This is a genomic window from Psychrosphaera sp. B3R10 (assembly GCF_018861025.1).
GTDB classification, from domain to species: Bacteria; Pseudomonadota; Gammaproteobacteria; order Enterobacterales; family Alteromonadaceae; genus Psychrosphaera; species Psychrosphaera algicola.
In genome coordinates this window covers 173,851-187,137 of record NZ_JAHKQH010000007.1, presented here as the reverse complement: position 1 = coordinate 187,137, position 13,287 = coordinate 173,851, and the positions used below count along the sequence as shown (strand labels likewise).

The 13,287-nt window shown below is 39.7% G+C and carries 12 protein-coding genes; 2 read left to right on the top strand and 10 right to left on the bottom strand.

The features are described 5' to 3' along the window. Position 1 precedes the first annotated feature (1 nt). The 3 genes from KO525_RS02205 to KO525_RS02195 are packed head-to-tail and all read right to left on the bottom strand — an operon-like array spanning position 2 to position 3,522. Positions 2-1,477: an argininosuccinate lyase gene (locus KO525_RS02205; protein WP_215962147.1), complete on the bottom strand. Its 1,476-nt coding sequence runs from the start codon at positions 1,475-1,477 to the stop codon at positions 2-4. A gap of 1 nt (position 1,478) precedes the next feature. Beyond that, positions 1,479-1,838, bottom strand: coding sequence for a 2Fe-2S iron-sulfur cluster-binding protein (locus tag KO525_RS02200; protein WP_215962146.1), 360 nt, complete (start codon positions 1,836-1,838; stop codon positions 1,479-1,481). Next, positions 1,831-3,522: an L-aspartate oxidase gene (locus KO525_RS02195; RefSeq protein WP_215962145.1), complete on the bottom strand. Its 1,692-nt coding sequence runs from the start codon at positions 3,520-3,522 to the stop codon at positions 1,831-1,833. Before KO525_RS02195 ends, KO525_RS02200 begins: the two co-directional genes overlap by 8 nt. A 605-nt stretch (positions 3,523-4,127) precedes the next feature. Between KO525_RS02195 and KO525_RS02190 the strand changes: the two genes are divergently transcribed. Continuing rightward, positions 4,128-4,883: a phosphosulfolactate synthase gene (locus KO525_RS02190; protein WP_215962144.1), complete on the top strand. Its 756-nt coding sequence runs from the start codon at positions 4,128-4,130 to the stop codon at positions 4,881-4,883. A 2-nt stretch (positions 4,884-4,885) separates the two neighbouring features. Further along, positions 4,886-6,184 carry a DUF4910 domain-containing protein gene (locus KO525_RS02185; protein WP_215962143.1) on the top strand — a complete coding sequence of 433 codons (1,299 nt, stop codon included), beginning with the start codon at positions 4,886-4,888 and terminating at the stop codon, positions 6,182-6,184. A 55-nt stretch (positions 6,185-6,239) separates the two neighbouring features. Here KO525_RS02185 and KO525_RS02180 read toward each other — a convergent pair whose 3' ends face one another. The 7 genes from KO525_RS02180 to pseB all read right to left on the bottom strand — a co-directional run bounded on the left by KO525_RS02180 (position 6,240) and on the right by pseB (position 13,225). After that, positions 6,240-7,220, bottom strand: a complete 981-nt coding sequence (locus tag KO525_RS02180) for a sulfotransferase family 2 domain-containing protein (protein WP_215962142.1) — start codon at positions 7,218-7,220, stop codon at positions 6,240-6,242. Between the two features lie 204 nt (positions 7,221-7,424). Continuing rightward, entirely contained in the window at positions 7,425-8,462 is a 1,038-nt protein-coding gene (gene pseI, locus KO525_RS02175; RefSeq protein WP_215962141.1) for a pseudaminic acid synthase, read from the bottom strand. Continuing rightward, the gene (locus KO525_RS02170; RefSeq protein ID WP_215962140.1) at positions 8,452-9,351 is read right to left on the bottom strand and encodes a DapH/DapD/GlmU-related protein; all 900 of its coding nucleotides are present in this window, start codon (positions 9,349-9,351) and stop codon (positions 8,452-8,454) included. The genes pseI and KO525_RS02170 overlap by 11 nt, the downstream gene beginning before the upstream one ends. Further along, complete coding sequence (locus KO525_RS02165; protein WP_215962139.1) at positions 9,348-10,376, bottom strand: hypothetical protein; 1,029 nt, start codon at positions 10,374-10,376, stop codon at positions 9,348-9,350. The genes KO525_RS02170 and KO525_RS02165 overlap by 4 nt, the downstream gene beginning before the upstream one ends. A gap of 1 nt (position 10,377) precedes the next feature. After that, on the bottom strand, positions 10,378-11,079 hold the full coding sequence (pseF, locus tag KO525_RS02160; protein WP_215962138.1) for a pseudaminic acid cytidylyltransferase: 702 nt from the start codon (positions 11,077-11,079) through the stop codon (positions 10,378-10,380). Then, entirely contained in the window at positions 11,076-12,227 is a 1,152-nt protein-coding gene (gene pseC, locus KO525_RS02155) for a UDP-4-amino-4,6-dideoxy-N-acetyl-beta-L-altrosamine transaminase (protein WP_215962137.1), read from the bottom strand. Before pseC ends, pseF begins: the two co-directional genes overlap by 4 nt. Beyond that, positions 12,224-13,225: a UDP-N-acetylglucosamine 4,6-dehydratase (inverting) gene (gene pseB / locus KO525_RS02150; RefSeq protein ID WP_215962136.1), complete on the bottom strand. Its 1,002-nt coding sequence runs from the start codon at positions 13,223-13,225 to the stop codon at positions 12,224-12,226. The genes pseC and pseB overlap by 4 nt, the downstream gene beginning before the upstream one ends. Between the last annotated feature and the right edge of the window lie 62 nt (positions 13,226-13,287).

The following is a 13,287-nucleotide window of genomic DNA, read 5'->3' as shown; positions in this document are numbered from 1 at the left end:
ATTATTTAGCCAACTTAGTAAAAAATGATTGCTCGAATGATTCCAATTGTAACGAATCGACATAACCTACCGTATTTTGTATCGCAGAGTTAATGTTGATATACATTGTTTGTATCGCCTCTGGGTTTGCACTGCCTATTCCTTGGCGATTATTTACAATACTTTTCGGGTCTATATTTTGGGCAAATTTGTCAGGATTAATTTTGGGCAAACTAATATCTAATTTTTGCGCCGCTTGATATATATCATCTAAAGTTAACTCAGAAGTGTGGTTATCAATACATTGCCTAACTGCCAATCCAACAATTTTGTGTACACTTCTATTGTCTAGGTTGGTTTCCATGATCAACATGTCACAAATATCTGTGCTGTAGGTAAAACCTTCGCCAGCAGCCGCGTTAAGCTGTTTTTTATTAAACGTCGATTGTGTTAATACGTCGTTAAACAGGTCAACACAAGTAATCACATAATCAAGCGCTCGTGGCACTTCGTAATAGGCAAAAATACGGTTGTCTGGTTGGCCACTTATTGTTTGATTAGTGTTGATTAATGACATAAATACGCCAGTTAATGATCGAGCTTGCCCTCTTATGTAGGCTAGGCCGTATGGATTTTTCTTTTGTGGCATGATCACACTAGTGCGGGACGTTTGATCTGAAAAATCAATGTAATCAAATTCCTTACTTCCCCAAATAATAAACTCTTCTGAAAGCCTATCGAGCGTGGTCATGATACTGATGACAGGGGTCATAATATCAAGCACCATATCCGGTGCCCACATCGCGTCACGAGTGTGTTCAACTAACCCATCGAAGCCGAGTAGATCTGCTAAATACTCACGGTCAATATTAAGTTGGGAACCATTAACACTGCCTGAACCGGCTGGACTTTTATTGACAAATTGTAGTGCCGTTTTTAAACGTTCTAAGTCACGGGTTAACGGCATGACAAAGGTTAATAAGTAATGCTCTAATGTCGTTGGTTGTGCATGTTGCAAATAAGTGAAGTCTGACATATAGGTGGATTTATGAGACTTGCAAACAGTTTCGAAACTCGAAATTAGGTTTACAACTTGCTTAATCAGGCTGGTTATTTTTTCACGACAACACAACTGCCAGCTTATGGTGCTTGCTTCTCTACGAGCTCGACCAATGTGTATATAACCTGCTAAATCGCCAATGTGTTGTTTTAAAATTTCGTCTCGATTGTTATAAACATCCCCTATGTAGGGGTCAAAATCTAATTGCTCTAATTTTACATGGTGAAATTCGACGAGTTTAGTGACCAATTCTGAATATACTGCATCTGAGATTATGCCTCCTTTTTTCAGGGCGGCGACGTGGGCTAGGTCAGCAAAACTTAAGCCTTGATATAGATACTTACTTGCTTCCAACTCGTATGCAAATGCACCATTTATTAAACTTTCACTAGGCGGTGTTTTAAAGCGTGAGTTCGCACCTAAAAATTCTTTTTTCATATTAACGTTTATTCTCTTTTAACGAGCTGGCTAAATCGGCGTCTACTATCAAATCTTTAACCGCATGTTCTAATTTTATGGGCTCAAGTTGGATCAATTGACCTGACTTTTCTACAAGTGCATGGACATTAGTTTGGCAAGCCAAACCGGGGCGGCCATTTATTTTCATACGGCAACTTAAACACAGGCCTAAGCGACAATTTTTGTCGTAACCAAAACTCGGATCCTGTTGATCTCTAAATCGCTGTAAAACTTCTAACAAGGTTTCATTTGGAGAATAGGAGACCGTGACTGTCTCAAAATATCCATCAGCCGCTTTAAATAGATCAAGCCTAAATAAATTTAGCTTCACTTTAGCCATTAACAACCTCAATATTTTTCTCTGTCGCGACTGATTTATGTGTTAAATAAAGCTGGTTGTGTTTTAAGCGCAGTAAACTATGAACTGCCTTGTTTTCAGCTAAGGTTGTCGGGAAGTCTAGACGATAATGCGCACCACGTGACTCTTCTCTATGTAGCGCACTGATACATATTGATTTAGCGACAAGTAGCATGTTTTTCAATTCAAAATATTCAACAACTTCGTCATTGTAAAGTTTTGACTGTGATTTTACGCCAATTAAACTAAGTTGTTCAAACCATTCGTTTAGTTGAGCCAGTTGCGTTCGCAATGAGGTCTGATCCCGAATGACGCCCACATTATTGGACATTCCCACTTTAAGCTTAAGCGACATACTAGAAACTGAACAAGCGGTCTGATAATTGTTCATTAATAACCGACTAATTACTTCTGAAATTGAGCTGTTATTAGGCGCAGAGACATTGTTTTCCAAATCAATTTTTTTTAGTTGCGTTGCCGCATGACGACCAAAAACAAGAGTTTCAACTAATGAGTTTCCACCTAACCTATTTGCGCCATGAACACCAGCTGAAGCACATTCACCTACCGCATAGAGCCCTTCAATTACAGCGTTTGACGTCATTACTTGGCAGTTTTCATTAACCAAAATACCACCAATTAGATAATGCGCCGATGGCGCGATTTCAAATCTATCCTTATATAATGCAAGACTCGTATAGGTTTTAGCTATGAGTTCAGCTTCTGCACAAGTTGACTTTTGTTCCTCTGGCACATGACTGAAGTCGATATAAACTTTCTGTCCGTTTTGTCGTTGCTTCTCAATTTCAATTGAAAGTACATCTCGACTAACTTGCTCAGCGTTTTGTTTATCAATAGTGAGCATAAACCGCTCGTTGTTTGAATTAAAAAGTTGAGCACCTGCGTTGATTACGGGTTCCGGAAATTGAATACCATTGTGGGCTAGGCCGAGTGGGTGGTATTGTACAAACTCCATATTATGCAATTGCGCACCAACTCTTAAAGCCATGGCAAGACCGTCGGCAGTGCTTGATGTCGCGTTACTCGATAACTGGTAAAAATTTAAACCACCACCGGTAGCTAAAACAACTTGCGGCGAAACTACAATTTGGCTTTCAGTTGTTCGTCTATCTATACCTTCCACACCAATGATTTTATTATTATCAACAACTAAATCAGCAACATAAAAGTGTTCGTTAAATTCGACACCATTTTTTTTCGCCTGGGCAAGCAATGCCTTGACACAATTTAAACCGGTGCGGCCTTTTGAATAACAAGCCCTAGGCAAGCTATTGCCGGAAAATGTTTTTAAACGGTAATGGTTGTCCTGCTGGTCAAACTTAACCCCAAGCTGCTCCATCCATTTAATTACTTTGGGGGCTTCGGTGCATAAAAAGTCCACTTGTTTTGGGCTGCTTAAGTGTTTACCACTTTTTATTGTATCTAACTTATGTTGCTCAGAATTAGGTTCTTCAATAGCGGCATTCATACCGCCACGCGCACTGACCGAGTGACTATGTAGAGATGGGATTTTAGAAATAACTAACGTACTTAGCCCCTGTTCGCTAGAGGTCACAGCGGCTGCGAGTCCAGACAATCCAGCCCCAACGATTATAACATCGTATGCTTTAGCTCGTTGCTGCATGACTTGCTGTTTCTTATCCATTTAACGCCTGTTGACTTATCTTTATTAACTTATCGATAAAGCTAAAGATTTAACGAGTTAATTGCCATTAGTTGGTTTATCATCTTTTTATACAATAGTTTATATGTTTACTGGGGCTTTACTAATTAATTAAATTACTGAGTTTTAGTTGACACATTTTATAGTCAAATTACGCAGTTGAATGTTTTAATCTAACGTATAGTACTATTTTTTAATTTAACTATCTGATACTAAATGATTAAACTTCATAATTGGCGTAAAACTAAGTTTATGATACCAAAGTGAACTCGGTAAACTAAATATGGTTCATTGTTATAAACAACTGGTGTAGAAACCTAATGGCATACTCGTTGATTTATAACGAAGACCACATATCGATTTAGTATATTAATTGAAATAGGTGTAGCACTTACCGTACCAAAAATTACATTTAGAGAAGATTAAGAAAAGTAGGTGCGATAATTGCTTTCTTCACTGATAACTAAGTTGTCCCATAGCGTAACAAGTTAAAAATGAATAAATCTTGTTATTTTGGCAAATAAGATAGTTTAAACCATTGTTTCAAGGAAACACCCTAGTTAGGGCAAACGAATGAGAGAGGCATTATGAGTCTTATAGAATTTAGACAAGCAAAACCAAGACCGATTGGCCGTACCAATTTACTCGATAAAGGATATGGTTTAGAACATATCAAAGGTATTTTAGATACAGGAAGTCAGTTTGTTGATGTCGTTAAGCTCGGCTGGGGAACTAGCCTTGTGACTCAAAATTTAGCTGAAAAGTTAGCGTTATATCGAAGCTACGACGTTGAAATTTGCTTAGGTGGAACTTTATTTGAATATGCTTATATGACAAATAAGATAGACGAATTTATTGCCTACGTTAAAGACCAAGGCTTGAAAATTATTGAAATTTCAGACGGTGCAATTGAAATTCCTGAAAAGGAAAAGGGCGCAATAATCGAAAAGTTAGCTAAAGACTTTACCGTTTATTCTGAAGTGGGAAGTAAAGACGAAACCGTCATAATGTCACCAAGTAAATGGGTAAGGCAGATTAAAAATGAACGTGCAGCCGGCGCATCCTTAGTTATTTTGGAAGGCCGAGAAAGTGGCACTAGCGGACTTTACCGAGGTGATGGCGAAATTAGAATGGGCTTGGTTGATGATATTTTTGAGTCTGGGCTTACGCTTGCCGATCTTATTTTTGAAGCACCGCAAAAATCACAACAAGTCTGGTTATTAAAGCAATATGGCGCAAATGTGAATATGGGAAATATTGCGCTTGAAGACGCTATTTCGCTGGAAACATTGCGATTAGGTCTCAGAGCCGACACGTTAGAAGTCTTTCACGGCGGGAAGTAATTATGTTGTCAGGTGCCGACATTGATGCGCTAGGGCAAAAAATTTATAAATGGTGCCAAGACTTATTTCCGATTTGTCGAAGTATTACCGGCCCGGGTACCCGACAAACACTAACTTATTTGCAAGATTTGCTGCCAGGTTTGACAATACATGCTGTGCCATCTGGCACGCAGGTATTTGACTGGACGGTACCAGATGAGTGGCAAATTAAAGATGCCTATATTTTGGGTCCTGATGGCCAAAAGGTTGTTGATTTTAAAGATAACAACCTTCATGTCGTTGGTTATTCAATTCCGACAAACGAAACGTTAACGTTAGAACAATTACAACCACATTTGTATTCTCTACCGGAGCAACCCGATGCGATTCCATATGTGACCAGTTATTATTCCAAACGTTGGGGATTTTGTTTAGCTAATAACCAAAGGGAGTTGCTTGCTCCAGGTGATTATCAAGTTGTGGTTGACTCAGAACTAGGACCCGGCGTACTGAATTATGGTGAGCTCGTTATTCCCGGTGAGTCATCCGAAGAAGTGTTTATATCGACTTATGTTTGTCACCCGTCTATGGCAAATAATGAGTTGTCAGGGCCGACAGTTACAGCCGCAGTGTGCCAATGGCTAATGCAACAAAAAAGCTTAAAATACACCTATCGAATTGTTTTTATACCAGAAACAATCGGCTCGATTACGTATTTAAGTCAGCACCTTGCACATTTGCAGCAACACGTTTTTGCTGGGTTCAATCTAACTTGCATTGGTGATGACAATGCTTATTCCTATTTGCCATCCCGCGCCGGAGACACCTTGTCTGACCGTATCGTGAAACATGTCATGCATCACATTGCACCGGACTACAAAAAATATACATGGCTTCAACGGGGCAGTGATGAACGGCAATATTGTGCACCTGGCGTTGATTTACCGGTTGCGACGATTATGCGCAGTAAGTACGGGACGTACCCCGAATATCATACCTCGTTAGATGACTTGAATTTTATTTCGCCAAGCGGCCTTGCTGGTGGAGCAAACGCAGTAATACAGGCAATAGACATTCTTGAATACAATATTGTTCCTAAGGTATTAGTGCTTGGCGAGCCTCAACTTGGTAAACGAGGCTTATATCCAAGTATGAGTGTTAAAGGTTCTGCTAAAAAGTTTCGCATGATGATGAATATGATTTCTTACTGCGATGGGAAACATTCATTGTTAGATATTGCGGAGAAAATAGATGCGCCATTTGCAGAATTATATGGTTATGTTGAAAAACTAAAAGCCGTAGATTTACTTTCGTATGAATAAAGCGCAGCAGCAGGATACAACCTGCTGTCACGCTACATATCAAGTTATGTATTTTCTATTTATTAATGCCTTCCTGTTCACCAATAATTTGTGGAAAATTCATTAACATCAAATCGAATGGCGTTAATGAATTATTAACTATCTTTTGCATCTTCTTTTGAAATCCTTTTGTTTCAATCGGTATGCCTCGAGTTGCCACCTTTTTTGTAGATTGTTGCTCAAATATAATTGAAGTTATATTGTTGATGGCGTTGCTTTCTTGGTCTTTTAATTCCGGAATTTTGCTATTACTTTTAACATCTTGATAAAGGAGCAAATCTTCTTCGTTCAGTTCATTAATTTCGTCTGTAAATTGCGTCGTATCGATTTTGAATTGCTTTAATGTTCGGTTCGTTCTTTTTTGCAAAACATTCGGTAAGTTAAACAAAGATAAATAGTATTCTATGGCATCATGTAATGTATCTAAGGTCACTACCGTAGAGAAGTTTTCATCTAGATTTTTTATCACCGCCTTACTATCTTCAACTTCTTCGTTAATCGCATTCGGGTGTAATTGTTTGCAGAACCGGTTTATGTTTTCTGGATTACGGAAAAACTTGATGAAATTTTTCTGCGTAGGAATAATATTTTGGCGCATACATTGGTAGCTGAATGCCGAGCTGATTCTATCTATTGGATCTCTGAAAATGCACATTAATTCAAAGTCGCTCGTTTTGGGCAAAAAATGTGAGCCATAAGGTAAATGGGTACTGAGTAAATAGAAAAAATTATGATTTAAATTTTTAAGTTCATTTGGATTTGCAGTGCGAGCAACAAGGGGTAACGGATTATCGATGCCTTTAAGTTTAAGTGCAGTTATAAGGTTTAAGCGCGCCCACTCAATTGCCGTTTGAAAACTTAAGCCACCAGTTTTAGGTACATGATAAAGAAATATCGGTTTGATTGAATCTCGATTGACGTTCATCAAACTGCTATAGAAATTGAGCTCAGGGTTGACTTGTTTTACTAAATCCTGCAATTCGGTTTGAAATGGCATGGAACATCCTTAATTTTCTGTCGAACCAAGTTTGGACTTAAACTCGGTTTTATTTATTTGATTATCGTTTGCAATTATTGATAAACGCCGCTAGAGCTTATTTGATAGCGGGAACGTAATTGTTATTAGAGTCGCTCTGATTCATCATGCAAATAAAGCATTTGCAGTAGATTAAGTTAAGCACAAATCATACCGGGCTTTATGTTAGCTTTTGATATGCGACCAATCTAAAGGTGTACCGCGCTGAATCGCTTGATTAACAGGTTGGCCTATAACTTCATCTAAATGTTTGGGCGCTAGACCATGACCGGGGCGAATGCTTTTTACATTGTCGTAGGTAATCGTATCGCCCTTTTTCATATTAGTTACTACATAAAGGGAACGATAGTTCTTCCTAGGTGAAGTACTAGAATAATCAACTTGTCCTAAACTGTCATGACTATTTCGAATATCTTGTATAAAGCGTTTAAATTCGGCAATCGGTAGCGAGAATTCAGAATCGATGGCCCCATCATTTTGATCAACCGTGATGTGTTTTTCGATAGCGACTGCACCGAGAGCAGTCGCGACAACAGCCGCCGTATTGCCGACACTGTGGTCAGACAATCCCGTTAAGCAGTTAAATCGATGTTTAATGTCGGTCATTGTAGACAAATTAAAGCTCTCTACCGGAGCTGGGTAGTTACTAATGCAATGCAATAAAATAAGTTCTTTGGCATTAGGAATGTGTGTAAAAAGATCGTCTATTTGATTGTCGTCAATGATCCCGGTTGAAATAATGACGGGTTTTCCGGTGGCAACAACTTTTTCAATCAGCGGGATATCCATTGCTTCAAATGACGCAATTTTGTAGATCGGGCAATGATACTGCTCCATCAAGGCAAGGCCACGTTCTGAAAAAATAGATGGGAAGAGGGTTATGTTTTCTTCACGGGCAACGGCAAATAATTCGTCAAACCAGCTTTCTGGAGTCGCTGCTTCTTGATAGACATCATATAGAGAACGTCCTTGCCAAAGGCCAGATGAGATAACAAATTCATCGTCGTGTTTATCTAACGTCATATCATCGGCGTTAAATACTTGGATTTTGACTGCGTCAAAACCGGCTTTAGCAGCTTCGCGCATCAAGTGAAACATTCGCTCTTTATCGCCTTTATGATTGCCGGATATTTCCGCAATGATATACGGCGAAGCCTGCTCATTAATTTCCCTACCGTTGACATTAATCGATTTATTTAGCATGAGTTTGCTCGATGTGTTGTTTTAGTCGTTTAACATGTGGACTTGCAAAGTTACCGGAAACATCTTGGTTTTCACCAACATCCTGTATCACGACACTGCCAGCGCGTATAAGTGCATTTGCGCCTACCACGACCCAGTTTGATATTGTTGACCCCGTCCCAACCCACACATTTTCCGCTAGTTTTGCGCGGCCAGTAATTGAAACATTGCCACTTAATATACAGTTATCTGCAAGATAGGCGTCATGGGATACATTCACTTGGATACCCAATTGGCAGTGAGCGCCGATATGTGTCATATGATTGCTGTAAACCGCTTTTGATATGTTACTACTGGCATGAACGGCACAGCCTGTTTTTATCAGTACACCACCAAAATGTTCAATATGGCGGTTCTGTCCATTAATTTTTTTACTTAACAGTGCTTGCGTGCCAATCGTGGCATTTGGCCCGATGTAACAATCATCTTCTATCACTGTATTACTGCCAATATAAGCGCCGGCTTCGATATGGCAATTGTTACCAATCCGGACATTGTCTTCAATGGTCGCTTGAGGTGATATCTTGCAGTTTTCGCCGATATAAGCTTTTGTATTGTTTATCACAGGTGGAAAACGATTATGGATCACATGGAATAACTCATCGGCATTGGCCGTTTTAATCACCGTTTTATTATGCGTTTCTTCAGAAAATATCTGGGTTGTTATGATGGCAATTATATTTGGGTTTGCTAGAGCTTGTTTAAAGTATTTTGGACCGGTTGCCAAAGCGATAGAAAACGGGGTATTGCTCCAGGCAAATGCCGTTTGTTTTACATTTTTGAGTTGGCCGATGTCGCCAATTAATTGAGTTTCAAACTCAGGCAAGACAGCTGCAATATTAAAAGTCATATTGAAATTAGTTTTTCCGCAATTCGTTGAGCACCTAAGCCGTCAACAGCCAAACGTAGCTTTTGACTTCGTTTTGTTAATAATTCGATATTCGCCAGATTTTTTTGTAAATCAAAAAGCAGTTGTTTTAAATCGACATCTGGCCAAAATCCTACGCTATCAATTAATCCGCTTTGTTGCCATCCAGTAAGTAAAACTTTTTGATTATCGGCTAAATAGCCAGCGGTAAAAGGCACACCTAATTTTGCCAATTCGTAACTCATTGTTCCGCAACTGATGACGCCATAATGACACTCACCTAAAAGTGTTGCGACATCACTATGGTCAACCCAAATTTGACACTTTTTATCGTCAATGATCTGTTTTAATTTTGGCAGCTGGCTATTGAGTGAGGTCGTCAAAAAATGAATTTGTTTTACCGCTTTTGATTTTTGCATCGTTTGCAATAAATCTAGGACAAATGGGGCTGTTGTGCCGGCACCAAAGCTAACAAAAACCGTCGCGCCGTGAGAGTTGTCTCGAGAAGGTAAGTCGCTGTGGGGTAACTGACAAAACTGTTCGCGGATAACCACATAATCAAGTCCGCATAATATTTCGGTCTTTTGCCCTAAAATACAATGCCTATAATCTTCAGCAGTGCGGCTAGGATTAATATTTACGACAAACTGTCCTAGATAATGGCCGGAACAAAAATAGTCAAATTGGCCCCATTTTACGTCGGCTTCTAATAACTTCTTTTGGTAATCATAGTCACAATGATAGTGATCAATAAAGAGAGTCGTAATCTGTAATGCATGACAAATCTCAGTTAGCTCTTTGCCATCGTCAGGGCTTGCTAATGTTAACGTTTTAGTAAATGCTGATCTTTCATTAATGTTTGGAATTTCTGAATCAGCACTGATCACCGCTAAGCAAGTAATACCTGAGTTGACTAGTTGCCTAGCAATAAGTTGACAACGGACAAAGTGACCGGCACCAACGTTACCGCCAACGTCAAACCTAAATAAGACATGTTTGTTAGCCAATTTAAACTCGTTTAATGGTTTTCAGAGCTTGGAACATTGCTTCAGCTCTTACCCAATCATCTTGAGTATCAATGTCTTGAACTTGATACCGAGGTAAACAAAATGGCAGTGTAAGTGCAGAGGCCAGCATCGATTCGTCTTTCCATTCAGGTGTGACTTTGGTCCAATAAAACTGCCCAGCGTCGTGGAAAACAGAGGGCAAGTCTTGCGAACGAGTGTCAAGGTGCTGTGGCATTATCATTTCTGGAGCGCCTGAATCAATGGTAAATCCTCGCTGTGGCGGGTATTCAAATTCAGTGACGGCAACACAATAATGTTTATCTGCATTTGTCGATAATTGATGAAACGATGAAGTGAGATCAGCTGATGTAACAAAAGGGGCTGTGGCGTAAAGGCAACAGGTGTAAGTTACGTCAATACCTTGTTTTTCATACCAAAGGCGACAATGATTCGCAATTTGTCTAGTACCCGTAAAGTCGTCAGATAAATCATCAGGGCGTAGAAATGGAACAGAAGCGCCGTACTTCAAAGCAACATCCGCTATTTCTTGATTGTCTGTCGAAACGACAACACGGTCGAAGAGTTTGGATTCTATCGCCGCTTTTATCGAATATGCAATAATAGGCAATCCGTCAAATAACTTGATGTTTTTTTTCGGAATCCGTTTACTGCCTCCGCGGGCTGGGATCACTGCAATTTTCACGATATCGCCTGCTTTATTAGAGACACAACAAGTTCTTGTTGTTCATAGGTTAAATCGACAAAAATTGGAATGGATAGCTCTCGTTTGTAAAATGATTCTGCATTTGGGCAGTAACCAGATTTAAAACCTAGATTTTGGTAATAGGGCAGTTGGTAAATGGGCAAATAATGAACCTGGCAAATTACGTCATTGGCACGCAGTGAATCGTAAACCTCTCTGCGGGTTGCTTCGTCTTTCAATAAAATAGGATACAAGTGAAAACCTGAACGATTAAACGAATGTGTTTTAATCGTCGCAACGTTTGTTGATGATTCAAAAAGGGAGTCGTAATGAGCCGCTATTTGATTACGTTTTTCTATAAAGTCATCTAAGTGCGCCAATTGACTAATTCCAAGGGCGGCATGGATATCTGAAAGACGGTAGTTAAAACCTAAATCATGTTGTTCGTAATACCAAGGCGCAGGATCTTTATCTAACATTACATCCGGTGACTTGGTGATACCGTGCGTACGAAACTGCTGCATACTTTGCGCTATTGTGGCGTTGTTTGTCGTTGCGGCGCCACCTTCTGCAGTCGTCATATTTTTAACGGGGTGAAAACTAAATACGCTTATGTCTGAATATTGGCAGTTGCCTACGGGTTCATTGTTATACTTAGCCCCAGTAGCATGACAAGCGTCTTCAATAATGCCAAATCCAAACTCGTCAGCCAGTGCTCTTAGTTTTGCCATATCAACGCTTTGGCCTGCGTAGTGGACCGGAATGACCACATTCGGCAAATCACAATTTTGCTTTGCCTTTAACAATTTACGTTCGAGTGTGTCTAAACACATAAGACCGGTATTAAGCTCAATGTCCACAAAGTCTACGGTAGCACCGCAATATAAGGCGCAATTGGCAGACGCGGCAAAAGAAATTGGTGTAGTCCAAACAAGGCTACCTTGTTCAACACCAAGTGCGTTACATGCCATATGAAGTGCCGATGTGCCGCTATTAACAGCTACGCAATACGTGCTACCTGTATAGCTTGCAAATGCACTTTCAAAAGCAGCTACCGCAGGTCCTTGCGTTAAAAAATCTGACTTTAGTACGTCGATAACGGCATCTATATCAGCCTGTTCAATGTGTTGTTTACCGTAGGAGATCATATACCTAAACTTTCATTTAATTGTGCAATCTGTTCTACATTCAAAAAGTCTTCATTGGTTAATGAGTTGTACTCAAATCCATGTTCAACAGGTTTGCCTGTCTCACCTAATTGATTGGTGGAGAAGTCATTTGAACGACTGTAAAAACGAATTGTTGGCCCTATGACAAAGTGGTCTTCAAATTCAAAGGTATGGTAACTGTCGTCTTGTGGACACATAACTTCGTGTAATTTTTCACCTGGTCGAATACCTATCTCTTTGATCGGGATATCAGGAGCAATGGCCTTTGCCAATTCGGTCAACTTAATTGACGGAATTTTAGGAATAAAAATTTCTCCACCTGACATTCTTGCAAAGTTTTTTAATACAAAATCAACACCTTGTTGGAGAGTTATCCAAAAACGAGTCATTTCTAAATGGGTAATAGGTAAATGGTCGGTTTGTTCGGCGATTAACTTTTTGAAAAATGGCACAACAGAACCGCGAGAACCCACCACGTTGCCGTAACGGACGACTGAAAATTGAGTGTCTTGAGAACCCGAAATGTTGTTTGCCGCGACAAATAATTTATCTGAAGCGAGCTTTGTGGCGCCATATAGATTTATCGGACTTGCGGCTTTGTCGGTTGACAACGCAATGACTTTTTTAACCTGATTATGTAAGGCCGCATGAATGACGTTTTCAGCGCCGTTGATATTGGTTTTAATGCATTCCATCGGGTTATATTCGGCCGCTGGAACTTGCTTCAAAGCCGCTGCATGAATGACATAATCGACCCCACGCATCGCCATATTTAATCTTTCTTTATCTCGTACGTCGCCAATAAAATAACGCATGCAGGAGTCATTGTAGGTTTGCTGCATTTCAAATTGCTTTAACTCGTCCCTAGAGAAGATGATTATTTTTTTTGGACGGTAAAGTCTTAATAGCGTTTCAGTATACTTTTTACCAAAAGAGCCTGTGCCACCGGTAATTAAAATGGTTTTATTATCAAACATAACATTCATCTTCTATTTAAGAGTCGAACTCAGGATACAAATTGTTATCCAATTTTTAGGCC